This is a genomic window from Microbacterium festucae (assembly GCF_025421715.1).
Taxonomy (GTDB): Bacteria; Actinomycetota; Actinomycetes; order Actinomycetales; family Microbacteriaceae; genus Microbacterium; species Microbacterium festucae.
Map to the genome: position 1 here is coordinate 85,006 of NZ_JAOEFC010000002.1, position 25,709 is coordinate 110,714.

Genomic DNA, 25,709 nt, shown 5'->3' on the forward strand with positions numbered 1-25,709 from the left:
CATGACCTCGCTCCTCTCCCCGCTGGCCCTCGGCCCCCTCGAGCTGCCGCACCGCATCGTCATGGCCCCGATGACCCGCAGCCGCTCGGCGCAGCCGGGCAACATCCCCTGGGCGCTCAACGCGGAGTACTACGCGCAGCGCGCATCGGCGGCGCTCATCGTCACCGAGGCGACGCAGGTCACCCCCCGCGGCCAGGGGTACAGCTTCACGCCCGGCATCCACAGCGCCGCCCAGATCGAAGGGTGGCGCCTCGTGACGGATGCCGTGCACGCCGCCGGCGGGCGCATCTTCGCGCAGCTGTGGCACGTCGGCCGCATGTCGCACGCCGACTTCCACGGGGGGCAGGCGCCCGTCGCCCCGAGCGCCCTCGAGTCCGGCGCGCGCATCTGGATGAGCGTCGACGGCGTCGGAACCATGGTGCCCACCTCCCCGCCGCGCGCGCTGACGATCGACGAGATCCACGAGATCGTCGCCGACTACCGGCGGGCCGCGGCCGCCGCCGTCGCCGCCGGCTTCGACGGAGTCGAGATCCACGGCGCCAACGGCTACCTCATCGACCAGTTCCTGCGCACCACATCCAACCACCGCACCGACGCGTACGGCGGCGACATCCCGGCCCGCATCCGGTTCGCCGTCGAGGTCGCCGCCGCCGTCGCCGACGAGATCGGCGGCGAGCGCGTGGGACTGCGCGTGTCGCCTCAGATCAAGGCGCGCAACATGGACTGCCCCGAGATCGACGACGCGGTGCTCGCCCTCGCCCGCGAGCTCGACCGGCTCGAGCTCGCCTACATGCACCTCGCCGAGGCGGACTGGGACGACGCCCCCGAGATCCCCGAGCTCTTCCGCATCCGTCTGCGCGCCGCCTTCGGGGGCCGCATCATCGTCGCCGGCGGCTACACCGCCGCCCGCGCCGAGGCGATCCTGGATGCCGGCTACGCCGACCTCGTCGCCTTCGGCCGCCCGTTCGTGGCCAACCCCGACTTCCCACAGCGCGTCGCCCGCGAGATCCCGCTCGCGCCGCTGGACCCGGCTTCGCTCTACGGCGGCGACGCCGCCGGCTACACCGACTACCCCGCCGCGACCGTCGTCGCGGCCACCGCCCACCGAGAGGACCACTGATGCGCGCCATCGCCTTCACCACCGGCGGCACCCCCGAGGTGCTGACCGACATCGACCTGCCCGAGCCCGTGCCCGGCCCCCGCGACCTGCTGGTGGAGGTGCGCGCGGTGTCGGTGAACCCCGTCGACACCAAGGTGCGCGGCGGGGGCGGCGGCGCCGACCCGCGGGTGCTCGGGTTCGACGCCGTCGGGCGCGTGCGCGCCGTCGGCGACGAGGTCACCCTGTTCGCGCCCGGCGACGAGGTGTTCTACGCCGGCTCGCTCGACCGCCCCGGCACCGACGCCGAGCTCCACCTCGTCGACGAGCGCATCGTCGGACGCAAGCCCGCGAGCCTCACCGACGCCGAAGCCGCCGCGCTGCCGTTGACGGCGATCACGGCGTGGGAGCTGCTGTTCGACCGTCTGGGCGTCGCCCGCGGCGGCGGTCGGGGCCAGCGCCTGCTCATCGCGGGAGCGGCCGGCGGCGTCGGCTCGATCCTCACCCAGCTCGCCGCGACCCTCACCGAGCTCGAGGTCATCGCCACGGCATCCACCCCGACCTCGCAGGCGTGGGTGCGCGGCCTCGGCGCGCACGCGGTCGTCGACCACCGCGACCTCGCCGCCGAACTCGCGCCGCACGGTGCGATCGACTACATCGCGTCGCTGAGCGCCACCGACCGCAACTTCCCGGTGCTCGTCGACGCGCTCGCCCCGCAGGGCGCGATCGCCGTCATCGACGACCCGCAGACCCTCGACGTCGTGCCGCTCAAGCGCAAGTCGGGGTCGCTGCACTGGGAGTTCATGTTCACCCGGCCGATGCTGGGCACCGCCGACATGATCCGCCAGCACGAGCTGCTCGACGAGGTCTCGCGCCTGGTCGACGCCGGCACGCTGCGCACCACCCTGTCGCAGACGCTCTCGCCCATCGACGCCGCCACCGTCGCCGAGGCGCACCGCCGCGTCGAGCGCGGGGGCGTGCCGGGCAAGGTCGTCATCGAGGGCTGGGCCTGACGGGCTGGGCTTGACGGGGCTGGGCCTGACGGGGCTGGGCCCGACGGGTCGGGCCGTCGCCGGCGGCGAGGGCCCGGTCAGGGGCAGTGCATGAGGGGCTTCGGGCCCGAGCGGTCGAACGTGTGCGCCGACATGGCGGCGCCGCACAGCGGGCACGCGCGCTCGGTGCGCACCGGCTCGGGCTCGGTGTCGTAGGGGCCGACCGAGGCGGGGCCGGCCACGCGGATGAGTCGCGAGTTGAGGTAGGCGTACCAGCCGCCGGCGGCGCGCACGCGTTCGCGCAGGGGAGGGCGTTCGCTTCGCGTCATGAACATTAGTGTACTAACTGTTTTGTAGACTGGATGCCGTGGACCCCCGCGACGACCTCCTGAAGCTCGAGAACCAGCTGTGCTTCGCCATGGTGACCGCCGCGCGCAACGTCGTGGCGATCTACCGGCCGGTGCTGGAACCGCTCGGCCTCACCCACCCGCAGTACCTCGTGATGCTCGCCCTCTGGGAGCGCGCGCCGCGCGCGCTGGGGGAGCTGGCATCCGAGCTGGCGATGGAGGCTGCGACCCTCTCGCCGCTGGTCAAGCGCCTCGAGGCGCAGGGCCTGGTCACCCGCTCGCGCAGCAGCGCCGACGAGCGGGTGCTGCAGATCGGCCTCACCGCGGTCGGCCGCGATCTGCGCGCCGCGGCGCTGCGGGTGCCCGAGCAGATCATGGCGCAGGTGGGGATGGATGCCGCCGCCCTCGCCGATCTGCGCGACGCGCTGGCCCCCTTCGCGGGGCGCCGACTCGGAGCCGATCCGGGGGCTGATCGCTGAGCGCGTACCGCTCCGTCCCCGCCGACGGAGCCGGTGTCGGAGGCCCCACCTAGACTTGTGCGGTGCCTATCGTCCCCGTCCCCAGCGACTCGACACTGAGTGTCCGCGGCGCTCGCGTCCACAATCTCAAAGACGTCGATCTCGACATCCCGCGCGACTCCCTGGTCGTGTTCACGGGCCTGTCCGGGTCGGGGAAGTCCAGCCTCGCCTTCGACACGATCTTCGCCGAAGGTCAGCGCCGCTACGTCGAATCGCTGAGCTCCTACGCCCGCCAGTTTCTCGGTCAGGTCGACCGTCCCGACGTCGATTTCATCGAGGGGCTCAGCCCCGCCGTGTCGATCGACCAGAAGTCGACCAACCGCAACCCGCGCTCGACGGTGGGCACCATCACCGAGATCCACGACTACATGCGCCTGCTGTGGGCGCGCGTGGGCATCCCGCACTGCCCCGAGTGCGGCGCGCAGATCCAGCGGCAGACCGTGCAGCAGATCGCCGACCAGCTCATGGAGCTGCCCGAGCGCACCCGCTACCAGATCGTCGCGCCGGTGGTCAGCCAGAAGAAGGGCGAGTTCGTCGACCTCTTCAAAGAGCTCTCGGCCAAGGGCTACGCCCGCGCCGTGGTCGACGGCGACCTCATCCAGCTCGCCGAGCCGCCCACGCTGAAGAAGAGCTACAAGCACGACATCGCCGTGGTCGTCGACCGGCTCGTGGCCGCCCCCGGCATCCTCAGTCGCATCACCGACTCGGTCGAGACCGCGCTGGGCCTGGCGGGCGGGGTCATGCAGGTCAACTTCGTCGACGACGAGGGCGACGACGCGTGGCAGAGCTTCAGCGAGAAGCTCGCCTGCCCCAACGGCCACCCGCTGCAGCTCACCGAGATCGAGCCGCGCACCTTCTCGTTCAACGCGCCGTTCGGCGCGTGCCCGGCCTGCTCGGGCCTGGGCACACGCATGTCGGTCGACGTCGAGCTCATGCTGGGCGACGAAGAGCTCTCGATCAACGAGGGCGTCATCCTGCCGTGGACCACGCAGGGCAAGGGCCTGTTCCAGTACTACGAGCGGCTGCTGGTCGGTCTCGCCGACGACCTCGACTTCTCGCTGGACACCCCGTGGCGCAAGCTCCGCCAAGAGGTCAAAGACGCGGTGCTGCGGGGCGAGAACTACAAGGTCACCGTCAAGTGGAAGAACCGCTACGGCCGTGAGATGCGCTACTCGTCGGGCTTCGAGGGCGTCATCCCCTACATCGAGCGCCAGTACACCCAGGCCGAGTCCGACACGCAGCGCCAGCGCTGGTCGGAGTACCTGCGCGAGGTGCCGTGCCCCGTCTGCGACGGTGCGCGCCTGAAGCCCGAGGTGCTGGCCGTGCAGGTGCACGGCCACTCCATCGCGGATGCCTCACGGCTGAGCCTCGGCGACGCGCAGGCCTTCTTCGCCGACCTCGAGCTCACCGAGCGCGAAGCCAAGATCGCCGCGGCGGTGCTGCGCGAGATCCGCGCGCGCCTCGACTTCCTCATCCAGGTGGGGCTGAACTATCTGAGCCTCAGCCGCTCGGCGGGCTCGCTCTCCGGCGGCGAGGCCCAGCGCATCCGCCTGGCCACCCAGATCGGCTCCGGCCTGACCGGCGTGCTCTATGTGCTCGACGAGCCGTCGATCGGCCTGCACCAGCGTGACAACCGCCGGCTCATCGAGACCCTCGTGCGGCTGAAGAGCCTCGGCAACACGCTCATCGTCGTCGAGCACGACGAGGAGACGATCCACGCGGCCGACTGGGTCGTCGACATCGGCCCGCGCGCCGGCGTCAACGGCGGCGAGGTCGTCCACTCCGGGCCGCTCGCCTCGCTCCTGGAAGACCCGCGCTCGCTCACCGGCGACTACCTCAGCGGCCGCCGCGCCATCGCGACCCCGACCAAGCGCCGCAAGATCGACAAGAAGCGGCAGGTCACCGTCGTCGGCGCGCGCGAGAACAACCTCAAGAACGTGACCGTCGACTTCCCGCTGGGGGTGCTCACCTCGGTCACCGGGGTGAGCGGCTCGGGCAAGTCGTCGCTGGTCAACGGCATCCTCTACGAGGTGCTCGCCCAGCGCCTCAACGGCGCCCGGCGGGTCGCCGGCAAGCACACCCGCGTCACTGGTCTCGACAACCTCGACAAGGTCGTGCACGTCGACCAGGCGCCCATCGGCCGCACGCCGCGGTCGAACCCGGCCACCTACACCGGCGTGTTCGACCGCATCCGCACCCTGTTCAGCGAGACCCCCGAGGCCAAGGCCCGCGGCTACCAGCCCGGCCGGTTCTCGTTCAACGTCAAGGGCGGCCGCTGCGAGGCGTGCTCGGGCGACGGCACGATCAAGATCGAGATGAACTTCCTGCCCGACGTCTACGTCGACTGCGAGGTCTGCCACGGCAAGCGCTACAACCGCGACACCCTGGCCGTGCACTACAAGGGCAAGAACATCGCCGAGGTGCTCGAGATGCCCATCTCCGAGGCCGCGGAGTTCTTCGAGCCCATCCAAGCCATCCACCGCTACATGAAGACGCTGGTCGACGTGGGCCTCGGCTACGTGCGGCTCGGCCAGTCGGCCACCACGCTCTCCGGCGGCGAGGCGCAGCGCGTCAAGCTCGCCACCGAGCTGCAGCGTCGCTCGAACGGTCGCAGCATCTACGTGCTCGACGAGCCGACCACCGGTCTGCACTTCGAAGACGTCGCGCGCCTGCTCGAGGTGCTGGGCGGCCTGGTCGACAAGGGCAACACGGTCATCGTGATCGAGCACAACCTCGACGTCATCAAGTCGAGCGACTGGATCATCGACCTCGGGCCCGAGGGCGGCGCCGGGGGCGGCGAGGTCATGGCCGTCGGCACCCCCGAGCAGGTCGCGAAGGTGTCCGGCAGTCACACCGGTGCGTTCCTGGCCGAGGTGCTCGCCGCGCCCGTCGTGCTCGAGGCCCGGGAGCCGCGCGCGCGCAAGGCGGGGTGAGGCCGGTGGCCGACCAGCTGCCGTACAAGCCGCGGCCGGGGGAGATCCCCACCGACCCCGGCGTGTACCGGTTCCGCGACGCCGACGGCCGGGTGCTCTACGTCGGCAAGGCGAAGAACCTGCGCGCGCGTCTGTCCAACTACTTCGCGCCGCTGCACACCCTCCACGAGCGCACCCGGCGGATGGTACTCACCGCCGCCTCGGTGGAGTGGACCGTGGTGGCCACCGATGTCGACTCGCTGCAGCTCGAGTACACCTGGATCCAGGAGTTCTCGCCGCCGTTCAACGTGCGCTATAAGGACGACAAGTCCTACCCCTACATGGCGGTCACGCTCGGCGACGAGGCGCCGCGGGTGATCGTCACCCGCAACCGCCGCATCAAGGGTGCGAAGTACTTCGGGCCCTACCCGAAGGTGTGGGCGGTGCACGACACGATCGACCTGATGATCAAGGTCTTCCCGATCCGCACCTGCAGCGACGCGTCCTACAAGAAGGCGATGGCCACCGGGCGCCCCTGCTTCCCCGGGCAGATCGGCCGCTGCGGGGGACCGTGCTCGATGCGGGTGACGGTCGAGGAGCACCGAGCGATCGTCGACGACTTCGTCGCGTTCCTCTCCGGCGGCGACAAGCGCATCACCCGCGAGCTCACCGCCCGCATGCGCGAGTCGGCGGCGGCGCTGGACTACGAATCGGCGGCGCTGTACCGCGACCGGCTGCAGGCGATCGACGCCGTGCTGAACCGGTCGGCGCTGGTGCTGTCGGAAGACACGGATGCCGACCTGTTCGGCATCGCCGAAGACGAGCTCTCCGCGGCCGTGCAGCACTTCGTCGTGCGCGGCGGGCGCGTGCGCGGCGTGCGCGCGCTCACCATCGACAAAGAGCTCGACATCTCCGGCGCCGAGCTCGTCGACCAGGTGCTGCAGCGCACCTACGGCGAAGCGGCGCCCTCCGACATCCCGCGCCAGGTGCTCGTGCCCTCGCTGCCCGACGACGCCGCCGAGCTCGAGGCCTGGCTGCAGGCCCGCCGCGGCAAGCGCGTGTCGCTGCAGCTGGCCCAGCGCGGCTCGAAGGCCGAGCTGCTGCGCACCGCCACCCGCAACGCCCAGCAGGCGCTGATCCTGCACAAGACCCGGCGCACCAGCGACTACGCGGCGCGCACCCGCGCCCTCGGCGACCTGCAGGAGGCGCTGGGCCTGGACGAGGCGCCGCTGCGCATCGAGTGCTACGACGTCTCGCACCTCAGCGGCACGAATGTCGTCGCCTCGATGGTGGTCTTCGAAGACGGCCTGCCGCGCAAAGACCAGTACCGCTCGTTCGGCGTCCCCGAGACCACCGACGACACCGACTCGCTCTACCAGGTGCTCACCCGGCGCCTGGCGCACGTCGACGAGCCAGAGCCGGTGGAGGTGCCCGACGCCACCGCCGACGGCGATGTCGTCACCACCCGCAAGAAGCCGCGGTTCGCCTACCGCCCGCAGCTGCTCGTGGTCGACGGCGGCCGTCCGCAGGTCGAGGCCGCCGCACGCGCTCTCGACGACGCCGGCCACACCGAGATCGCCCTGTGCGGCATCGCGAAGCGCCTCGAAGAGGTGTGGCTGCCGGGGGAGGAGTACCCGGTCATCCTGCCGCGCACCTCCGAGGCCCTCTACCTGCTGCAGCGACTGCGCGACGAGGCCCACCGCTTCGCGATCACCCACCAGCGCAAGCGCCGCAAGCGCGACATCTCCACGGTGCTGGCCGAGGTGCCCGGGCTCGGCGACACCCGCATCCGCGCCCTGCTCAAGCACTTCGGCTCGGTCGCCCGCCTCAAGCAGGCCACCCCCGAGGAGATCTCCGAGCTGCCCGGCATCGGACCCACCCTCGCCGCCGCCATCCACAAGCATCTGGCCGCCCGCTGACCACCGTTGACCCCGGCGTGATCACCGCGGCACCGACCGCCGCACTCGTGCCCCGCCGCGGTCGCTAGGCTGGACGCACGAGCGGAAGGATGGCGGGCGTGGCAGAGCTCCAGGGGGACGGGCAGCGAGCGCCGAGCGCCGATCAGCCCGCCGGTGAGGTGCTCATCGTCACCGGCATGTCCGGGGCCGGTCGCACCACCGCCGCCAACGCGCTCGAAGACCTCGGCTGGTACGTCGTCGACAACCTGCCGCCGCAGATGCTGCGCCCCCTGCTCGAGCTGTCGGGCGCGGCCGGATCGGCGATGCCGAAGATCGCCGCCGTCGTCGATGTGCGCGGCCGCACGCTCTTCCGCGAGCTGCCCGCCGTCACCAGCGCGCTGCGGGATGCCAGCCAGTTGCGCGTGCTCTTCCTCGACGCCTCCGACGAGGTGCTGGTGCGCCGCTTCGAGGCGGTGCGCCGCCCGCACCCGCTGCAGGGCGAGGGCACGATCCTCGACGGCATCCGACGCGAGCGCGAGCGGGTGGCCGTCATCCGCGAGGCCGCCGACGTCATCGTCGACACCAGCACCCTCAACATCCACCAGCTCTCCACCCGCATCGTCGACGTGTTCGCCGGCGACGGCGACGCGAAGCACACCACCACCGTGATGAGCTTCGGCTTCAAGTACGGACTGCCCCCCGACGCCGACCTCGTCGCCGACATGCGGTTCCTGCCGAACCCGTTCTGGGTGCCCGAGCTGCGCGCCCACACCGGGGAGGACGCCGAGGTGCGCGACTACGTGCTCGCGCAGGCCGGGGCGACCGAGTTCATCGACGCGTACGCGGCGGCCCTGCACCCCGTGCTGCTCGGCTACCAGAACGAGAACAAGCGCCACTCGGTGGTCGCGGTGGGCTGCACCGGCGGCAAGCACCGGTCGGTCGTGACGGCGATCGAGCTCGCGCGCCGCCTCGAGCAGGTGCCCGGGGTGGCCGTCAACGTGAAACATCGCGACCTCGGGCGCGAGTAGGCTGGAAGATCGTTCCCCCACCCGTTCGACCGAAGGATCGCCGTGTCGTTGACCGCTGACGTGAAGACCGAGCTGGCGGCCCTCCGCGACCCGCGTCCCACGGCCCGGATCGCCGAAGTCACGGCGCTCCTGCGTTTCTCCGGCGGGCTGCACTCCATCGCCGGCCGTGTCGCCGTCGAGGCCGAGGTGGAGTCCGAGGCGCTCGCGCGCCGCGTCGCGCGCGACCTCATGGAGATCTACGGCGTGCGCCCCGAGATCGCCCACGTGCAGGCCTCGGGCGGGCGCGCCGGCGGCCATTTCGCGGTGCGCGTCATCGACGGCGGCGAGACCCTCGCCCGACAGACGGGCCTGCTCGACCAGCGTCGCCGGCCCGTGCGGGGCCTGCCCAACAAGCTCACCACCGGCGCCCGCCACGACCTCGCCGCCATCTGGCGCGGGGCCTTCCTCGCCGCCGGCACCCTCTCCGACCCCGGCCGCTCGGCCGCGCTCGAGATCGCCTGCCCGTCGGGGGAGGCGGCGATGGCCCTCGTCGGCGCCGCCCACCGCCTGGGCGTGGCCGCCAAGGCCCGCGAGGTGCGCGGAGCCCCCCGTGTCGTCGTCCGCGACGGCGAGGCCATCCGCGGCGCCCTGGCCGCGATGGGCGCCGCCCAGACCGCCGGCGCCTGGGAGCAGCTGCGTCAGCGCCGCGAGGTGCGCGCCGGCGTCAACCGCCTGGTCAACTTCGACGACGCGAACCTGCGCCGCTCGGCGCAGGCCGCCGTCGCCGCGTGCGCGCGCGTGGAGCGGGCGCTGGAGATCCTCGGCGACGAGGTGCCCGACCACCTCAAGCAGGCCGGCGATCTGCGCCTGGCCCACCGCGACGCGAGCCTCGACGAGCTCGGCCACCACGCCGACCCGCCGCTGACGAAGGATGCCGTCGCCGGCCGCATCCGGCGCCTGCTGGCGATGGCCGACAAGAAGGCCGCCGCCGACGGCATCCCCGACACCGAATCGGCGGTCCCTGCCGGCCTGGAGGACTGAGGTTCTCATCGACTCTTCACGTCACGAGGGAAGTCAACCCCTGGTGTCGGTGTTGTCGGTCAATAGGATGAAAACGTCCCCCTCCGCCGCGCGACGGTGCGGCGCCGGAAGGAAATGTCGCGCACCAGCGCGACGCCGACAGGAAGAAGAGAACATGGCGAAGTACACGCTCCCGGAACTCCCGTACGACTACGCGGCCCTCGAGCCGTCGATCAGCGGCAAGATCATGGAGCTGCACCACTCGAAGCACCACCAGGCGTACGTGACCGGCGCGAACACCGCGCTGGAGCAGCTCGCCGAGGCGCGCGAGTCGGGCAACCTCGCGAACGTCAACAAGCTCGAGAAGGACCTCGCCTTCAACCTGGGCGGTCACGTCAACCACTCGATCTTCTGGACCAACCTGGCGCCCGCAGGCAACGGCGGCGGCGGCGAGCCCGAGGGTGAGCTGCGTGCGGCCATCGACGAGTTCTTCGGTGGCTTCGACAAGTTCCAGGCCCACTTCACGGCCGCTGCCACCGGCATCCAGGGCTCGGGCTGGGCCGTGCTCAGCTGGGACCCGATCGGCGCCCAGCTGATCATCCAGCAGCTGTTCGACCAGCAGTCCAACACCGCCCAGGGCACCGTCCCGATCTTCCAGCTCGACATGTGGGAGCACGCCTTCTACCTCGACTACCTCAACGTCAAGGCCGACTACGTCAAGGCCGCGTGGAACATCGCGAACTGGGCGAACGTGGCCCAGCGCTTTGAAACGGCGCGAGAGAAGACCTCGGGGCTGCTGGTACTGTCATGATCGTCAGGCCGCCCGGTTTTCCGGGCGGCCACCCTGGACGCCGTTGTCCAAGTCTGAAACCGCAATAACCGCGCATTCGCGCACGACACAATCAGGAGACATTTCCGTGGCTGTCAAGATCGGAATCAACGGCTTCGGCCGCATCGGACGCAACTTCCTCCGCGCCGCCCTGGAGCAGGGCGCGGACCTCGAGATCGTGGCGGTGAACGACCTCACCGACAACAAGACGCTTGCGCACCTGCTCAAGTACGACTCCGTCGGCGGCCGTCTCGACGCCGAGGTGTCCTACGACGCCGACTCGATCACCGTGAACGGCAAGGCCATCAAGGTCTTCGAAGAGCGCGACCCGGCCAACCTCCCCTGGGGCGACCTGGGCGTGGACATCGTCATCGAGTCGACCGGCCGCTTCACCAAGGCCGTCGACGCCAAGAAGCACATCGCCGGCGGCGCCAAGAAGGTCATCATTTCGGCGCCGGGCACCGACGTCGACGGCACCTTCGTCATGGGCGTCAACGACGGCTCGTACGACCCCGCGACGATGCACGTCATCTCCAACGCGTCGTGCACCACCAACTGCCTCGCCCCCCTCGCCAAGGTGTTCAACGACAACTTCGGCATCGAGCGCGGCTTCATGATGACCGCTCACGCCTACACGGCCGACCAGAACCTGCAGGACGGCCCGCACAGCGACCTGCACCGCTCGCGCGCCGCGGCGATCAACATCGTCCCGGCCTCCACCGGTGCGGCCAAGGCCATCGGCCTGGTGCTGCCCGAGCTCAACGGCAAGCTGAGCGGCTCGTCGTACCGCGTGCCGGTTCCCACCGGCTCGATCGTCGACCTGACGATCATCACCCCCACCGAGGGCCTGACCGTCGAGGCGATCAACGCCGCGTACAAGAAGGCCGCTGCGGAGGGTGAGCTCGTCGGCTTCCTGAAGTACAACGACGACGCCATCGTCTCCAGCGACATCCAGCTCGACCCGCACTCGTCGGTCTTCGACGCCGGTCAGACCAACGTGAGCGGCAACCTCGTCAAGGTGTCGTCCTGGTACGACAACGAGTGGGGCTACTCGAACCGTCTCGTCGACCTCACCGAGCTCGTCGCCGAGAAGCTCTGAGCCGACACCATGGCTCTGCGCACCCTCGATTCGCTGGGTTCGCTGGCCGGTAAGCGCATCATCGTCCGTGTTGACTTCAACGTCCCCCTCAAGGACGGCGTCATCACGGACGATGGTCGTGTCCGGGCAGCACTTCCGACCCTGAACCACCTCATCAACCAGGGCGCCCGCGTCATCGCGTGCTCGCACCTGGGACGCCCCGACGGCGAGCCGAACCCCAAGTACAGCCTCGAGCCGGTCGCCCAGCGCCTGTCCGAGCTGCTGGGCAAGCCCGTCGCCTTCGCCGGCGACACCGTGGGCACCTCCGCCCAGGAGGCCGCCGCGGCCCTGGAAGACGGCGACATCGCCGTCATCGAGAACCTCCGCTTCAACGCGGGGGAGACCGCCAAGGATGCCGGCGAGCGTCGCGCCTTCGCCGAGCAGCTCGCCGCCCTCGGCGACGCGCTCGTCTCCGACGGGTTCGGCGTCGTGCACCGCAAGCAGGCCTCGGTCTACGAGCTCGCCGAGCTCTTGCCGTCGGCTGCGGGCTTCCTGATCGAGAAGGAGGTCGACGTGCTCGACCGCCTCACCGAGAAGCCGGAGCGCCCCTACGCGGTCGTCCTCGGCGGCTCGAAGGTCAGCGACAAGCTCGGCGTCATCGAGCACCTCCTCCCGCGCGCCGACAAGATCCTCGTCGGCGGCGGCATGCTCTTCACCTTCCTCGCGGCCCAGGGCCACAAGGTCGGCAAGAGCCTGCTCGAGGTCGACCAGCTCGACACCGTGCGCGGCTACATCGCCGACGCCGCGGAGCGCGGCGTGGAGCTGATCCTCCCCGTCGACGCGGTCATGGCCGCCGGCTTCGCCGCCGACGCCGACCACGTCGTCGCCGCCGCGGACGCGCTGGAAGACACCGCGTTCGGCGCCGAGGGCATGGGCCTGGACATCGGGCCGCAGACCGCGGAGCTGTTCGCCGCCGCGATCCGCGACTCGAAGACCGTGTTCTGGAACGGCCCCATGGGCGTCTTCGAGATGCCGGCCTTCGCCGCCGGCACCAAGACGGTCGCCCAGGCGCTCACCGAGGTCGACGGCCTGTCGGTCGTCGGCGGTGGCGACTCGGCCGCGGCCGTGCGTCAGCTCGGCTTCGCCGACGACCAGTTCGGCCACATCTCCACCGGTGGCGGCGCGAGCCTGGAGTTCCTGGAGGGCAAGAAGCTCCCCGGGCTGGAGATCCTCGGATGGGAGAACTGATGGCGCGCACACCGCTCATCGCCGGCAACTGGAAGATGAACCTCGACCACCTGCAGGCGGTCGCGTTCGTCCAGAAGCTGCACTGGACCCTGAAGGACGCCGGTCACGAGGACGGCTCCGTGGAGGTCGCCGTCTTCCCGCCGTTCACCGACATCCGCACGGTGCAGACGCTCATCGACGCCGACAAGATCCCGTTCGCCCTGGGCGCGCAGGACGTGTCGACGAAGGACTCGGGCGCCTACACGGGTGAGATCTCCGGCGCCTTCCTGAAGAAGCTCGACTGCGGCTACGTGATCATCGGCCACTCCGAGCGTCGCCAGTACCACCACGAGACCGACGAGGTCGTCGCGGCCAAGGTGCAGGCGGCCCTGAAGCACGAGCTCGTGCCGGTCATCTGCGTCGGCGAGACGCTCGAGCAGCGCGAGGAGTCGGGACCCACCGCGGTCTCGGTCGCGCAGCTGCAGGCGGCGCTGAAGGGCCTGCCCTCGGACGCCGATGTGGTCGTGGCCTACGAGCCCGTCTGGGCCATCGGCACCGGCGAAGTGGCCTCGCCCGCACAGGCGCAGGAGGTGTGTGCGGCGCTGCGTGAGGTGATCGCCGACACGCTCGGCGCCGACGCCGCCGAGCGCACCCGCGTGCTGTACGGCGGCTCGGTGAAGTCGGGCAACATCGCCAGCTTCATGCGCGAGCCCGACGTGGACGGCGCCCTCGTGGGCGGCGCGAGCCTCGTGGCGGAGGAGTTCGCCGCGATCATCCGCTACCAGAAGCACGTCGGCGTCTGATCGCACCCGACATCACCGGTGCGGCGCGGCCCGGAGGGGCCGCGCCGCACCGCGCGGTATACTCGACCCTTGTGCGCCGCAGTCGGCGCCGCGAAAGGCTTTCATCCACCGTGGACATCCTCGAGCTCGTGCTTCAGGTGCTGCTGGGCATCACCAGCCTCCTGCTGACCCTCTTGATCCTTCTGCACAAGGGCCGCGGTGGCGGCCTGTCCGACATGTTCGGCGGCGGCATGAGCTCCGCGATGGGCTCGTCGGGTCTGGCAGAACGCAACCTCAACCGATTCACGATCGTGCTCGCGCTGGTCTGGTTCGTCGCGATCGTCGCACTCGGTCTCATCACGAAGTTCCAGGGGATCTGATGGCTACCGGAGGAAACGCGATCCGTGGCACGCGCGTCGGCGCGGGCCCGATGGGCGAGCAGGACCACGGCCACCACGCCGACCGCCTGGCGGTGTCGTACTGGGACGCCCTCGGCAACGAGACGGTGCGCTACTTCGCCGCCGGCATCGCCGAGGACGAGATCCCCGAGACGATCGACTCGCCCCACTCCGGCCTCCCCGCCGGCCGCGACAAGGAGAATCCTCCCGCCGTCGCCAAGACCGAGCCCTACAAGACGCACCTCGCCTACGTGAAGGAGCGTCGCAGCGACGACGAGGCGGTGCAGCTGCTCGACGACGCACTGCGCCAGCTGCGCGAGCGTCGCGGCCAGGGCTGAGCCCGCGCCCGCGGGCACACCCCCCTTACAACGAAAACGGCGGCCGCTCGGCCGCCGTTTCTCGTTTCTGCGCCCCGATCGTCTCGGGGCGCGGGTCGACTCAGTACTCCTGATCGATGAGTTCGAGCGGCACCTTGGCCGCGGCATCCTCGTCGACGAACAGGATGGTGCGCTTGCGCCCCTTGGCGCCGGCGGCGGGCACGCTGTCGTAGCTCGCGCCGGCCAGGGCCAGGCCCAGGGCACCGGCCTTGTCGACGCCCGAGACGACCATCCAGACGCGCTTGGACGCGTTGATGACGGGGCGGGTGAGCGTGATGCGGTCGGCGGGCGGCTTCGGGGCGTTGCGCACCGGCACCACCGCCCGGTCGCGCACCTGGATCTCGGCGCGGTCGGGGAACAGCGACGCGATGTGCGCGTCGGGGCCCACCCCGAGGAAGCAGATGTCGAACGATGGCCAGGCGCGGTCGCGCTTGCCGAAGCGGGCGAGTTCGGCGGCGTAGGCCTCGGCGGCCTCGTCCATGCTGAGCCCCGCGTCGGAGGACGCGATCACGTGCACGTTCTCGGCCGGCACCGCGATACGGTCCAGCAGCGCCTCGCGGGCGCCGCGCTCGTTGCGCTCGTCGCTGCCGCGCGGCACGAACCGCTCATCGCCCCACCAGAAGTGCACCCGGGTCCAGTCGACCGCCTCGCGCGCCGGATCGGCGCCGATGGCACGCAGCACCTCGGTGCCGATCACACCGCCGGTGAGGGCGACGTGGGCGGTCTTGCCCTCGGCGAGACGGCTCGTGATGCGCTCGAGGAAACGCCGCGCCACCGAGGCGGTGAGGGCACCCGGATCGGGGCTGATCACGACGCGTTTCTCGGTCCAGAACTCGGCCATCGCGCCTGCCTCCTATGACACCGGCGGGCCGAGTAGCTTCCAGCCCTCCGTGATGACTCGACCATACAGGACGTCCGCATCCAGCCGACGCAGCTCCTCGGCGAGGCACTCCCGCAGCGTGCGGCGGGGGAGCACCACGTCGTGCGAGGGCTGACCGGGCTGGGTGAGCGTTGCGTTGACGTCGTCGCGGCGGGCCAGCTCGATGACGCCCGACGCGCGGGTCAGGCGCACCGACTGGATGCCGTGATCCCAGTCCTCCGGAGCGGCATAGCGCCACGTGACGTCGACCTCGAGCTTGAGGCGCAGCCAGGCGGCCAGGAGCGCCGTGGAGGGCGACGAGCTGCTGCCCACGACCTCGACGGCGGTGATCTCGTCGTACGGCGGCTGGTCGAGCACGGCGGCCAGCTGCTCGCGCCAGTGGGTCAGGCGCGTCCACGACAGGTCGGTGTCGCCGGGGGCGTAGCCCACGCCGAGCGTCGACAGGCGGTCCTTGCTGTAGGGCTTGGTGGCGGCGTCGGTGATGCGGCGCTGCGCGATGGCCCCGATGGGCGAGGTCGCCGGCTCTGCCGGCGGGAAGTCGGGCCACCACGCCACGACGGGCGCGTCGGGCAGCAGCAGGCCCGTGATGAGCCCCTCGGCGTTGCCGGCGGCGGGGCCCCCGGCGCGCAGCACGATGACCTCGCTCGCCCCGGCGTCGCCGCCGACGCGGATCTGCGCGTCGAGCTTGGCGTCGCCCTCGGTGTTCGCGATCAGCACGATGACGCGCATCGGGTGCTCACGGGACGCGTCGTTGGCGGCCTCGATGGCCTCCTCCTCGAGTCCGTGGGTGGTGGCGATCACGAGGGTGAGCACACGGCCCAGAGCCACCGCTCCGCCCTCTTCGCGCACGCTCACGAGGGAGCGGGCGATCTTCGACACGGTGGTGTCGGGCAGGTCGACGATCACGGGCGCCTCCAGACGCGGCCGTCACGGGCCAAGAGCTCATCGGCGGACGGGGGACCCCAGGAACCGGGGGAGTACTGCTCGAGCGGTCCGCCCTGGGCGCTCCAGTACTTCTCGATCGGGTCGAGGATGCGCCAGGACAGCTCGACCTCCTCGTGACGGGGGAACAGCGGCGGGTCGCCCAGCAGCACGTCGAGGATGAGGCGCTCGTAGGCCTCGGGGCTCGACTCGGTGAAGGCGTGCCCGTAGCCGAAGTCCATGGTCACGTCGCGCACCTCGGTGGCGGCGCCGGGCACCTTCGAGCCGAAGCGGAGCGTGACGCCCTCGTCGGGCTGGATGCGGATGACGAGCGCGTTCTGGCCGAGCTCGTGCGTCTGCGTGCGCAGGAACAGGTGCTGCGGGGTGCGCTTGAAGACGACGGCGATCTCGGTCACGCGGCGTCCCAGCCGCTTGCCGGTGCGCAGGTAGAAGGGCACCCCCGCCCAGCGGCGGGTGGCGATCTCGAGCTTGACGGCCGCGTAGGTCTCGGTCGTCGAATCGGGCTTCATGCCGTCTTCGTCGAGGAACCCGGTGACCTCTTCGCCGCCCTGCCAGCCGCCGGCGTACTGCCCGCGGGCCTGGGCGGTGGCGAGGTCTTCGGGCAGCCGCACGGCCGCCAGCACCTTCTCCTTCTCGGCGCGCAGGTGCGTGGCATCCAGCGAGATGGGCTCTTCCATCGCGGTGAGGGCGAGCAGCTGCAGCAGGTGGTTCTGGATGACGTCGCGCGCCGCCCCGATGCCGTCGTAGTACCCGGCACGACCGCCGACGCCGATGTCCTCGGCCATCGTGATCTGCACGTGGTCCACGTAGTTGGCGTTCCAGATCGGCTCGAACATCTCGTTCGCGAAGCGCATCGCGAGGATGTTCTGCACCGTCTCCTTGCCGAGGTAGTGGTCGATGCGGAAGATCGAATCGGCCGGGAAGGCGACCTCGAGGGCCTCGTTGAGCTCGCGGGCCGACTGCAGGTCGTGCCCGAACGGCTTCTCGATGACCACACGGCGCCAGCACGCCGGGTCGTCGTCCTCGCCGACGAGCCCCGAGTCCTTCAGCTGCTTGGCCACCACCGGGAAGTCCTTCGGCGGGATCGACAGGTAGTAGGCGTGGTTGCCCATCGTGCCGCGGTCGCGGTCGAGCTCCTCCACGGTCGCGCGCAGGCGCGCGAACGCGTCGGGGTCGCCGAACTCGCCCGAGACGAAGCGGATGCCCTGCAGCAGCTGCTTCCACGTCTCCTCGCGGAACGGGGTGCGGGCGTGGGCCTGCACGGCCTCGCGCACGACCTCGGCGAAGTCCTGGTCCTCCCAGTCGCGACGGGCGAACCCGACCAGCGCGAAGCCGGGCGGCAGCAGCCCCCGGTTGGCGAGGTCGTAGACGGCGGGCATGAGCTTCTTGCGGGACAGGTCGCCGGTCACACCGAAGATCACCAGGGCGCTGGGCCCGGCGATGCGGTTGAGGCGACGGTCGTCGGGGTCGCGCAGCGGATTCCGGGCGCGCGAGATCTCGGCTGTCATTCGGGGACTCCTACTGGGCTGCTTCGAAGACGGTGAGCACGTCGCTCGCGGGATCGGCGAGCACGAACGTCACGACGGGACGGCCATGGGCGGCGAGCACCTGCGCGTCGCCCGCGGCCTGGGCGGCGATGAGCTCGCCGAAGGTGAACGGCGCACCGGGGATCTCGAGGTCGACCTCGGTCCCCTCCACCACCTGCAGGAACACGCCGACGGCGGGGCCGCCCTTGTGGAACTGGCCGGTCGAGTGCAGGAACCGCGGGCCCCACCCGAAGGTGACGGGCCGGCCGGCCTCGGCGGCGACGAGCTCGCGCAGACCCTGCAGCTGCGGCACCGCGAGACGGTCGACGTAGGCCTGGATGGCGAGATAGCCGTCGGCGGGGATCGCGTGCTCGAGCGCGGCGAACACACCGGCCAGCGTGCCGGAAGCCACCAGCGCCGGGTCGGTGGAGCGCACCCCGATGCCGTTCTCGGTGAACGCCACCGGCGCGGGCACGGGCCGCTCGTCGAGCAGACCCCGCGTGGCGACCTTGGCGGCCTCGACGTCGGGCTGGTCGAACGGGTTGATGCCGAGCAGACGCCCGGCGATCGCGGTGGCGTACTCCCACACGACGAACTGGGCGCCGAGCGACCCGCTGATGAGGATCTCGCCCGGGTTCTGCTCGAGCAGCCGGAAGTGCTCGGCGTCGTCGACGATGCGCAGCACCTGCACGTCGGCGAGGTCGGCGTCGAGCTCGGGCGACAGCGGCTGGGCCACGACCGGCAGGATGCCGGTGCCGAGCTTGCCGGTCGACTCGGCGACCAGCTGCTCGATCCAGTCGGGCAGCCCCACGATGTGGGTGCCGTCGCTGACGAGCACGAGCTTGTCGCGGCGGGGAGTGCCCCCGGCGATCGCGGCGGCGAGCACGAGGGCGGGGTTGCGGGGGTCGTCGATGGCGACCTCCAGCAGCGTCGCCTCGGCCTCGTCGAGCAACTCGGCGATGTCGACGCCGGCAAGGCCCGCCGGGACGAGCCCGAACGCGGTCAGCGCCGAGTAGCGGCCACCGACGGTGGGGTCGGCGGTGAAGACGCGGTAGCCGGCGGCGAGGGCCGACTGCTCCAGCGGCGAGCCCGGGTCGGTGACCACCACGATGTGCTGGGCCGGGTCGATGCCGAGGTCGCTCCAGGCGGCCTCGAACGCGCGGCGGGCGGCGTCGGTCTCGACCGTCGAGCCCGACTTCGAGGCGACGACGAGCAGCGTCTGGGCCAGCCCGCCGCCCTCGAGGTCGCCGTCGATGGCGGCCAGCACCTGGCTGGGCGCGGTGGAGTCGAGGATCACCAGCGGCACACCGGCCGTCTGGGCGATGACCTCGGGGGCCAGCGACGACCCGCCCATGCCGGCCAGCACCACGCGGGTGACCCCGCGGGCGACGAGCTCGGCACGCAGCTGCGTGATCTCGGCCACGAGCGGGCGCGACACCGACACGGCCTGCACCCACCCGAGGCGGCGTCCGGCCTCGTCGGCGGCGTCGGGGCCCCACAGGTCGGGGTCGCCGGCGGTCACACCGCTGGCGACCAGGGCCTCGACGAGCCCGGGGAGCGTGTCGCCGACGACGTCGGCGACACGTCCCGAGACGTGGATCTCGAAGCTCACCGCGTGGGCTCCGCGGCGGCGGACAGCGCGGTCTGGACGGTGTTCTTCAGGTCGTGCCAGGAAGCGATGAACTTCTCGACGCCCTCGTCCTCGAGCACCTGGGTGACGTCGACGAGGTCGATGCCGACCTCGGCGAGGTCGTCGAACACCTGGTGCGCATCGGCGTAGTTGCCGGTGATGGTGTCGCCGGTGATCTTGCCGTGGTCGAAGGTGGCCTCGAGGGTCTTCTCCGGCATCGTGTTGACCGTGCCGCCGGCGACGAGCTCGGTGACGTAGAGCGTGTCGGGCAGGTTCGGGTCCTTCACACCGGTGGAGGCCCACAGCGGACGCTGCACGGTGGCGCCGGCGGCGATGAGCTCCACGGCGGTCTGCGAGGCGAAGCGCTGCTCGAACAGCTCGTAGGCCAGCCGGGCGTTGGCCAGGCCCGCCTTGCTCTTGAGCGCGAGCGCCTCGGAGGTGCCGATGGCGACGAGGCGCTTGTCGACCTCGGTGTCCACGCGCGACACGAAGAACGACGCGACCGAGTGGATCGTGGCGATGTCGTGGCCGTTCGCCTGCGCCTGGGCGATGCCGGCGAGGTAGGCGTCGATGACGGCGGCGTAGCGCTCGAGCGAGAAGATCAGGGTCACGTTGACGCTGATGCCCTCGGCGAGCACGGCCGTGATCGCCGGGAGGCCGGCGAGGGTGGCGGGGATCTTGATGAGCGTGTTGGGGCGGTCGACCGTGGCCCACAGCTTCTTGGCCTCCTCGACGGTCGCGTCGGTGTCGTGGGCGAGGTCGGGGGAGACCTCGATCGACACGCGGCCGTCGACGCCGCCGGTGACGTCGAAGACGGGGCGGAAGATGTCGGCCGCGTCGCGCACGTCGGTGGTGGTGATCGCGAAGATCGCCGCGTCGACGTCGGCGCCGGTGGCGGCCAGGGCCGCGAGGGGCGCGTCGTACGAGTCGTCGTTCTTGTTGCCGATGGCGGCCTGGAAGATCGACGGGTTCGTGGTGACGCCCGACACGTTGCGGGTGCGGATGAGCTCGGCGAGGTTGCCCGAGTCGATGCGCGAGCGCGAGAGGTCGTCGAGCCAGATGCTGACGCCGGCGGCGGTCAGGTCTTCGGTGGGGGTGCTCATGCGTTGTTCTCCTTGACGGATGCGGCGGCCGCTCCCGCGGTGGCCAGGGTCTCGCGGGCCGCGTTCACGACCGCGTCGGCGGTGACGCCGAACTTCTCGAACAGGGTCTTGTAGTCGGCGGACGCCCCGAAGTGGTCGATGCCGATCGACCGGCCGGCGTCGCCGACGATCGACCGCCACAGCGGGGTGGCGCCCGCCTCGACCGACACGCGCGCGGTCACCGCGGCCGGCAGCACCGACTCGCGGTAGGCGGCGTCCTGCTCGGCGAACCACTCCAGCGACGGCGCCGACACCACGCGGGCGCGGATGCCGTCGGCGGCGAGGGTCTCGCGGGCGGCGACGGCCAGCTGCACCTCGGAGCCGGTGGCGATGAGGATGACGTCGGGCTGACCGCCCTCGGCGTCGACGAGCACGTACGCGCCCTTGGCGACACCGTCGGTGGTGGCGAAGCCGTCCTCGCCGCGCGGGAACACCGGGATGTTCTGGCGGGTGAGGGCGATGCCCACGGGGCCGCCCGAGGTGCGGCGGACGATCTCGTGCCAGGCGGCCGAGGTCTCGTTGGCATCGGCGGGGCGCACCACCGTGAAGTTCGGGATGAGGCGCAGGGTCGCCAGCTGCTCGATCGGCTGGTGGGTGGGGCCGTCCTCGCCGAGGGCGACGGAGTCGTGCGTCCAGACGAACACCGAGGGGATGTCCATCAGCGCGGCCAGGCGCACCGCGGGGCGCATGTAGTCGGTGAAGATCAGGAACGTGCCGCCGAACGGACGGGTGGGCCCGTGCAGCTTGATGCCGTTGACGATGGCGCCCATGGCGTGCTCGCGGATGCCGAAGTGCAGCACGCGGCCGTAGGGGTCGCCCGACCACTCGTGGGTGGACCACTGGGTGGGGATGAAGCTCTTGGCATCCTTGATCGTGGTCAGGTTCGACTCGGCGAGGTCGGCAGACCCGCCCCAGAGCTCGGGGAGCTGGGCGGCGAGGGCGTTGATGACCTGGCCGGAGGCAGCGCGGGTCGACACCTCCTTGCCCGACTCGAAGGCGGGCACCTGCAGGTCGGCGGGAAGCTCGCCGGCCTCGAGGCGGTCCAGCAGCGCCTTGCGCTCGGGGTTGGCCGCGGCCCAGGCGTCGAACGACTCCTGCCAGGCGGCGCGCTCGGTCTGGGCGCGCTCGGCCAGCGAACGGGTGTGGGCGATCACGTCGTCGGCGACGACGAACGAGTGCTCCGGGTCGAACCCGAGCACCTTCTTCGTCGCGGCCAGCTCGTCGGCGCCCAGCGCCGAGCCATGGATCTTGCCGGTGTTCTGCTTGCCGGGCGAGGGCCAGCCGATGATCGTCTTCAGGATGATGAGCGACGGCTTGTCGGTCTCGCCCTTGGCGGCCTCGATGGCGGCGAACAGCTCGGCGACGTCTTCGACGTACTGGCCGGTCTTCTTCCAGTCGACCGTCTGCACGTGCCAGCCGTACGCCTCGTAGCGGGCGGCGACGTCTTCGGTGAAGGCGACGTTGGTGTCGTCCTCGATGGAGATCTGGTTGGAGTCGTAGATCGCGATCAGGTTGCCGAGGCCCTGGTGGCCGGCGAGCGACCCGGCCTCGCTGGTCACGCCCTCCTGCAGGTCGCCGTCGCCGGCGATGGCGTAGACGAAGTGGTCGAACGGGCTCGTGCCGGCCGCGGCCTCCGGGTCGAACAGGCCGCGCTCGTAGCGGGCCGCGTAGGCGAAGCCGACGGCGGAGGCGAGGCCCTGGCCGAGCGGGCCGGTGGTGATCTCCACGCCCTTGGTGTGGCCGTACTCGGGGTGTCCCGGGGTGAGCGAGCCCCACGTGCGCAGCGCCTTCAGGTCGTCGAGCTCGAGACCGAAGCCGCCCAGGTAGAGCTGCACGTACTGCGTCAGCGACGAGTGGCCGGCCGACAGGATGAACCGGTCGCGTCCCAGCCAGTGCGTGTCGGCGGGATCGTGGCGCAGCACCCGCTGGTACAGCAGGTAGGCGGCCGGGGCGAGGCTCATGGCCGTGCCGGGGTGGCCGTTGCCCACCTTCTCCACGGCGTCCGCCGCCAGCACGCGCGCGGTGTCCACCGCGCGCTCATCGATCTCGTTCCAGCGAAGTTCAGCCACGCGGCAGCCTTTCTCATGAAGAGCGCCCGACGAACCGTGCCGCAAGGCCTTGTCCGGGAGTGGAGAAGGGGGCTCGGCTCGGGCGCACGTATGGGATCCAGCATAGTCCCGCGGCCTCTGCCGCGGTCCGTGCCTGACCCTGTGTGACACGAGTATGTCGAGCGCCCTCGCGCCCACGGTGTCGCCCGGGTGTCGGCGCGGTCACCGTCCGCTCACGGCGTCCCCCCGCCGAATGTGAGGCATCCCTCGTGGCCGGCGGACGCCCGTACCGTAGAATGACGGGGTCCGTGACACGGGTGATTGTGGGGGAGATGGACACGACGATGGCGGCCGGGAGCACCGGCCGAGCCGACGAGGCGACGACCCCCACCCGACGACCCCTCGGTCGCACCGTGCGCGCCTACATCCAGCTGACCAAGCCGCGGGTGATGGAGCTGCTGCTGGTCACCACCGTTCCGGTGATGATCCTGGCCGAGGCGGGCATGCCGAGCCTGTGGCTGGTGCTGGCCACCGTCATCGGCGGCGCGATGAGCGCCGGGTCGGCGGCGACGTTCAACATGTACCTCGACCGCGACATCGACGCGCACATGCACCGCACCGAGAACCGGCCGCTGGTGACCGGCGAGATCACCCCGCGCGGCGCGCTCATCTTCGCGTGGACGCTGGCGGTGGCCTCCACGGTGTGGCTGCTGCTGACGACCAACTGGGTCGCCGCCGCCTTCAGCGTCGTCGCCATCTTCTTCTACGTCGTGATCTACACGATGCTGCTCAAGCGCCGCACCGAGCAGAACATCGTGTGGGGCGGCATCGCCGGCTGCTTCCCGGTGCTCATCGGCTGGACGGCCGTGACCGGGTCGCTGGCGTGGGAGCCGGTCATCCTGTTCGTGCTGGTGTTCCTGTGGACGCCGCCGCACTACTGGCCGCTGTCGATGAAGTACAAGGGCGACTACGTCGAGGCCGACGTGCCGATGCTGGGTGCCACGCGCAACAGCAGCCAGGTGGGCCTGCAGGTCATCCTCTACGCGTGGGCGACGGTGGCGTGCTCGCTGCTGCTCATCCCGGTGGGGGAGATGGGCCTGGTCTACACCGTGTCGGCCCTCGTGTTCGGCGGCTGGTTCATCGCCGAGTCGCACGTGCTCTACAGCCGCGCCGTGCGCGGCGAGGTCGCTCGCCCGATGCGCGTGTTCCACGCCTCGATCACCTATCTGACGCTGCTGTTCGTCGCGATCGCCGTCGACCCGCTGCTGCCCTTCTGAACCGCGCCCGCTCGGGCGGGGTCGGCACAGGGCTGCCGCGGGTCGACGGGGTGACGCGCGCGGGGCGTGCTCAGCGCGTGGTGACCGACTCCTCGTCGCGGGGGCGGCTGTAGCCGAGATCGACGCCGTAGCCGTTGGTGTCGGTGTCGGTGTTCTCGGGGACGTCGGTCTCGTCGGCGTCGGACGCGCCGTCGCGAGCGGGCTCGGCGGCACCGGCATCCGCGGTCTCGTCGACGAAGGCCGGGGCGTCGACGACGTCTGCGGCGGGGCGGGGGACGAATGCGCACAGCGAGGCGACGGTCAGCGCGAGGGCCAGACCCACCAGGCCCGCGCCGATGAGGATGGCGCCGAAGACGCCCCAGATCTGGCCGACGTACACGTCGTTGCTGGTCGCGCTGCCGTCGGTGAGGCGCGCGTCCATGCCGCCGAGCTTGTCGAGCAGCAGGGCGGCGCCGACGCCGGCGGAGGCGGCCGATCCCACGATCAGACCCCAGAAGGGGATGCTGCGGGACAGGCGGGGACGGTTGCTCATGGGGACTCCTCAGAAGATGCGTGCCCGTCGGGGCAGGGCACGCCCCCACTGTGACCGCCGAGGATCGGAGCCCCCGATGCCCCCGCTATGAGCCGGCTGTGTGCACCGCCGGCGCCTGCGCCTGCGATGCCGGGGCCTTCAGCCGCAGCACGACCACGGTCATGGCGGCGGCGGTGAGGGCGGCGAGCACCATGTGCACGCCGACGACGAGCTCGGGCAGGCCGTTGCGGGCCTGGTAGATGCCCAGCAGGATCTGCACGACCTCCACCGCCAGCAGGGCGGTGATCCACCGGCGGGTGGGGAGGTGGCGCAGCCACGCGGCGACGGTGAGGAAGACGGTGAGCGCCAGCAGCGCGTAGCCCGGCCAGGCGTGCACGTGCTCGAGCACCTCGGCGTCGAAGCCGTTGCGGCCGACGGCGGCGTCGCCCGAGTGCGGGCCGGCCCCGGTGGTCAGCACGCCGAAGACGATCGTGATCGCCAGCACCAGCGTCGTCACGTGGGTGGTGATGGCGTACCAGCGCGGCACGACGCGCACCCGCGGGCCCGGCACGGTGTACAGGCGCACCAGCAGGGCGGCCGTCACGCACACCAGTGACAGTGACGCGACGTAGTGGAACCCGACGATGAAGGGGTTCAGCCCTGTCCACACCGTGATGCCGCCGACGAGGGCCTGGGCGAGGATGCCGACCATCACGATCCAGCTGAGGACGAAGAGGTCGCGGCGCTCGACGCGCAGGCGCCAGACCAGCACCAGCAGCGCCAGGGCGAACAGGCCCAGCAGCGGGCTCATGAGACGGTTGCCGAACTCGATGATCGAGTGGTAGCTGAGCTCCTCGGTGGGAACGAGCGAGTCGGGCGTGCAGGTGGGCCACGTGGGGCAGCCCAGGCCCGAGCCGGTGAGGCGCACGGCGCCGCCGGTGGCGATGATCACCGTGTTGCCGACGAAGTTGGCCCAGGCGACGCCCCGGATGCGGCCGTCCACGCGAGTCGGGAGCCAGCCGCCGGCAGGCGGGGCGTCGGCGGGGGTGGTCGTGGTCTGGGCGGACATGCTTGCGCCTCCTGGAACGGCGCTCGAGGGGAGCGCCCGGGCCACGCCGGGGGTGGGGCATAGCCTGTAGACTTGACGGGTGGGAGTTGCCAGGCGCCGAGCGCCCGGCATCCACTCAAGTCTAGGCGCGGCCGCGGCCGTGTTCGGACCCCGAAGCAAGCGACCCTGACAGCGGCAGAACCGCCCTCGCCACTCCCGAGGGT

The 25,709-nt window shown here is 71.2% G+C and carries 23 protein-coding genes; 14 read left to right on the plus strand and 9 right to left on the minus strand.

The window, feature by feature from the left end; translation table 11 throughout:
• Nucleotide 1 precedes the first annotated feature (1 nt).
• Entirely contained in the window at nucleotides 2-1,120 is a 1,119-nt protein-coding gene (locus tag N3K63_RS06565; protein WP_261579347.1) for an alkene reductase, read from the plus strand.
• Complete coding sequence (locus N3K63_RS06570) at nucleotides 1,120-2,109, plus strand: zinc-binding alcohol dehydrogenase family protein (protein WP_261579348.1); 990 nt, start codon at nucleotides 1,120-1,122, stop codon at nucleotides 2,107-2,109. The genes N3K63_RS06565 and N3K63_RS06570 overlap by 1 nt, the downstream gene beginning before the upstream one ends.
• Nucleotides 2,110-2,186: 77 nt before the next feature.
• On the opposite strand, the gene N3K63_RS06575 is transcribed toward N3K63_RS06570, so the two are convergent.
• Complete coding sequence (locus tag N3K63_RS06575) at nucleotides 2,187-2,423, minus strand: hypothetical protein (protein ID WP_261579349.1); 237 nt, start codon at nucleotides 2,421-2,423, stop codon at nucleotides 2,187-2,189.
• A 32-nt stretch (nucleotides 2,424-2,455) separates the two neighbouring features.
• Here N3K63_RS06575 and N3K63_RS06580 point away from each other — a divergent pair, with 32 nt between their 5' ends.
• From N3K63_RS06580 to N3K63_RS06630, 11 genes are all read left to right on the plus strand, one after another.
• Nucleotides 2,456-2,914: a MarR family winged helix-turn-helix transcriptional regulator gene (locus N3K63_RS06580; protein WP_261579352.1), complete on the plus strand. Its 459-nt coding sequence runs from the start codon at nucleotides 2,456-2,458 to the stop codon at nucleotides 2,912-2,914.
• Between the two features lie 62 nt (nucleotides 2,915-2,976).
• The gene (gene uvrA / locus N3K63_RS06585; protein ID WP_261579356.1) at nucleotides 2,977-5,886 is read left to right on the plus strand and encodes an excinuclease ABC subunit UvrA; all 2,910 of its coding nucleotides are present in this window, start codon (nucleotides 2,977-2,979) and stop codon (nucleotides 5,884-5,886) included.
• Between the two features lie 5 nt (nucleotides 5,887-5,891).
• Nucleotides 5,892-7,784, plus strand: coding sequence for an excinuclease ABC subunit UvrC (uvrC, locus tag N3K63_RS06590; protein WP_261579358.1), 1,893 nt, complete (start codon nucleotides 5,892-5,894; stop codon nucleotides 7,782-7,784).
• Between the two features lie 89 nt (nucleotides 7,785-7,873).
• Nucleotides 7,874-8,791, plus strand: a complete 918-nt coding sequence (rapZ, locus tag N3K63_RS06595; RefSeq protein WP_390895118.1) for an RNase adapter RapZ — start codon at nucleotides 7,874-7,876, stop codon at nucleotides 8,789-8,791.
• A 42-nt stretch (nucleotides 8,792-8,833) separates the two neighbouring features.
• Nucleotides 8,834-9,811 carry a DNA-binding protein WhiA gene (gene whiA / locus N3K63_RS06600; RefSeq protein WP_261579361.1) on the plus strand — a complete coding sequence of 326 codons (978 nt, stop codon included), beginning with the start codon at nucleotides 8,834-8,836 and terminating at the stop codon, nucleotides 9,809-9,811.
• 154 nt (nucleotides 9,812-9,965) lie between these two features.
• Nucleotides 9,966-10,601, plus strand: a complete 636-nt coding sequence (locus N3K63_RS06605) for a superoxide dismutase (protein ID WP_261579362.1) — start codon at nucleotides 9,966-9,968, stop codon at nucleotides 10,599-10,601.
• Between the two features lie 106 nt (nucleotides 10,602-10,707).
• Entirely contained in the window at nucleotides 10,708-11,718 is a 1,011-nt protein-coding gene (gap, locus tag N3K63_RS06610; protein WP_261579363.1) for a type I glyceraldehyde-3-phosphate dehydrogenase, read from the plus strand.
• A 9-nt stretch (nucleotides 11,719-11,727) separates the two neighbouring features.
• Complete coding sequence (locus N3K63_RS06615; RefSeq protein WP_261579364.1) at nucleotides 11,728-12,945, plus strand: phosphoglycerate kinase; 1,218 nt, start codon at nucleotides 11,728-11,730, stop codon at nucleotides 12,943-12,945.
• Nucleotides 12,945-13,727: a triose-phosphate isomerase gene (tpiA, locus tag N3K63_RS06620; RefSeq protein WP_261579366.1), complete on the plus strand. Its 783-nt coding sequence runs from the start codon at nucleotides 12,945-12,947 to the stop codon at nucleotides 13,725-13,727. Before N3K63_RS06615 ends, tpiA begins: the two co-directional genes overlap by 1 nt.
• 110 nt (nucleotides 13,728-13,837) lie before the next feature.
• Entirely contained in the window at nucleotides 13,838-14,086 is a 249-nt protein-coding gene (gene secG / locus N3K63_RS06625) for a preprotein translocase subunit SecG (protein ID WP_121058978.1), read from the plus strand.
• Nucleotides 14,086-14,442 (plus strand): RNA polymerase-binding protein RbpA, encoded by a 357-nt coding sequence (locus N3K63_RS06630; RefSeq protein WP_261579371.1) that lies wholly within the window; start codon nucleotides 14,086-14,088, stop codon nucleotides 14,440-14,442. Before secG ends, N3K63_RS06630 begins: the two co-directional genes overlap by 1 nt.
• A gap of 100 nt (nucleotides 14,443-14,542) precedes the next feature.
• Here the strand turns inward: N3K63_RS06630 and pgl are convergent, their stop codons facing one another.
• Genes pgl through tkt form a run of 6 tightly spaced genes read right to left on the minus strand, consistent with a single transcriptional unit; the run spans nucleotide 14,543 to nucleotide 22,670 of the window.
• Nucleotides 14,543-15,322: a 6-phosphogluconolactonase gene (pgl, locus tag N3K63_RS06635; RefSeq protein WP_261579373.1), complete on the minus strand. Its 780-nt coding sequence runs from the start codon at nucleotides 15,320-15,322 to the stop codon at nucleotides 14,543-14,545.
• 12 nt (nucleotides 15,323-15,334) lie between these two features.
• Complete coding sequence (locus N3K63_RS06640) at nucleotides 15,335-16,267, minus strand: glucose-6-phosphate dehydrogenase assembly protein OpcA (protein ID WP_261579374.1); 933 nt, start codon at nucleotides 16,265-16,267, stop codon at nucleotides 15,335-15,337.
• The gene (gene zwf, locus N3K63_RS06645; protein ID WP_261579375.1) at nucleotides 16,264-17,811 is read right to left on the minus strand and encodes a glucose-6-phosphate dehydrogenase; all 1,548 of its coding nucleotides are present in this window, start codon (nucleotides 17,809-17,811) and stop codon (nucleotides 16,264-16,266) included. The genes N3K63_RS06640 and zwf overlap by 4 nt, the downstream gene beginning before the upstream one ends.
• A 10-nt stretch (nucleotides 17,812-17,821) precedes the next feature.
• Nucleotides 17,822-19,441, minus strand: coding sequence for a glucose-6-phosphate isomerase (locus N3K63_RS06650; RefSeq protein ID WP_261579376.1), 1,620 nt, complete (start codon nucleotides 19,439-19,441; stop codon nucleotides 17,822-17,824).
• A complete protein-coding gene (gene tal, locus N3K63_RS06655; RefSeq protein ID WP_261579377.1) occupies nucleotides 19,438-20,562 on the minus strand; it encodes a transaldolase in 1,125 nt (374 codons plus the stop codon). The genes N3K63_RS06650 and tal overlap by 4 nt, the downstream gene beginning before the upstream one ends.
• The gene (gene tkt, locus N3K63_RS06660; RefSeq protein WP_261579378.1) at nucleotides 20,559-22,670 is read right to left on the minus strand and encodes a transketolase; all 2,112 of its coding nucleotides are present in this window, start codon (nucleotides 22,668-22,670) and stop codon (nucleotides 20,559-20,561) included. Before tkt ends, tal begins: the two co-directional genes overlap by 4 nt.
• Before the next feature lie 323 nt (nucleotides 22,671-22,993).
• Between tkt and N3K63_RS06665 the strand changes: the two genes are divergently transcribed.
• The gene (locus tag N3K63_RS06665; RefSeq protein WP_261580058.1) at nucleotides 22,994-23,926 is read left to right on the plus strand and encodes a heme o synthase; all 933 of its coding nucleotides are present in this window, start codon (nucleotides 22,994-22,996) and stop codon (nucleotides 23,924-23,926) included.
• A gap of 70 nt (nucleotides 23,927-23,996) precedes the next feature.
• On the opposite strand, the gene N3K63_RS06670 is transcribed toward N3K63_RS06665, so the two are convergent.
• Entirely contained in the window at nucleotides 23,997-24,458 is a 462-nt protein-coding gene (locus N3K63_RS06670; RefSeq protein WP_261579379.1) for a dinucleotide-utilizing enzyme, read from the minus strand.
• A gap of 85 nt (nucleotides 24,459-24,543) precedes the next feature.
• A complete protein-coding gene (locus N3K63_RS06675) occupies nucleotides 24,544-25,506 on the minus strand; it encodes a COX15/CtaA family protein (RefSeq protein WP_261579380.1) in 963 nt (320 codons plus the stop codon).
• Nucleotides 25,507-25,709: the final 203 nt, after the last annotated feature.

Bases quoted from the DNA above. Each gene is read 5' to 3' on its own strand.
- N3K63_RS06565 (WP_261579347.1), top strand. From the start codon at position 2: ATGACCTCGCTCCTCTCCCCGCTGGCCCTCGGCCCCCTCGAGCTGCCG.
- N3K63_RS06570 (WP_261579348.1), top strand. From the start codon at position 1,120: ATGCGCGCCATCGCCTTCACCACCGGCGGCACCCCCGAGGTGCTGACC.
- N3K63_RS06575 (WP_261579349.1), bottom strand. From the start codon at position 2,423: ATGTTCATGACGCGAAGCGAACGCCCTCCCCTGCGCGAACGCGTGCGC.
- rapZ (WP_390895118.1), top strand. From the start codon at position 7,874: ATGGCGGGCGTGGCAGAGCTCCAGGGGGACGGGCAGCGAGCGCCGAGC.
- N3K63_RS06605 (WP_261579362.1), top strand. From the start codon at position 9,966: ATGGCGAAGTACACGCTCCCGGAACTCCCGTACGACTACGCGGCCCTC.
- N3K63_RS06615 (WP_261579364.1), top strand. From the start codon at position 11,728: ATGGCTCTGCGCACCCTCGATTCGCTGGGTTCGCTGGCCGGTAAGCGC.
- tpiA (WP_261579366.1), top strand. From the start codon at position 12,945: ATGGCGCGCACACCGCTCATCGCCGGCAACTGGAAGATGAACCTCGAC.
- N3K63_RS06630 (WP_261579371.1), top strand. From the start codon at position 14,086: ATGGCTACCGGAGGAAACGCGATCCGTGGCACGCGCGTCGGCGCGGGC.
- pgl (WP_261579373.1), bottom strand. From the start codon at position 15,322: ATGGCCGAGTTCTGGACCGAGAAACGCGTCGTGATCAGCCCCGATCCG.
- zwf (WP_261579375.1), bottom strand. From the start codon at position 17,811: ATGACAGCCGAGATCTCGCGCGCCCGGAATCCGCTGCGCGACCCCGAC.
- tal (WP_261579377.1), bottom strand. From the start codon at position 20,562: ATGAGCACCCCCACCGAAGACCTGACCGCCGCCGGCGTCAGCATCTGG.
- N3K63_RS06665 (WP_261580058.1), top strand. From the start codon at position 22,994: ATGGCGGCCGGGAGCACCGGCCGAGCCGACGAGGCGACGACCCCCACC.
- N3K63_RS06670 (WP_261579379.1), bottom strand. From the start codon at position 24,458: ATGAGCAACCGTCCCCGCCTGTCCCGCAGCATCCCCTTCTGGGGTCTG.
- N3K63_RS06675 (WP_261579380.1), bottom strand. From the start codon at position 25,506: ATGTCCGCCCAGACCACGACCACCCCCGCCGACGCCCCGCCTGCCGGC.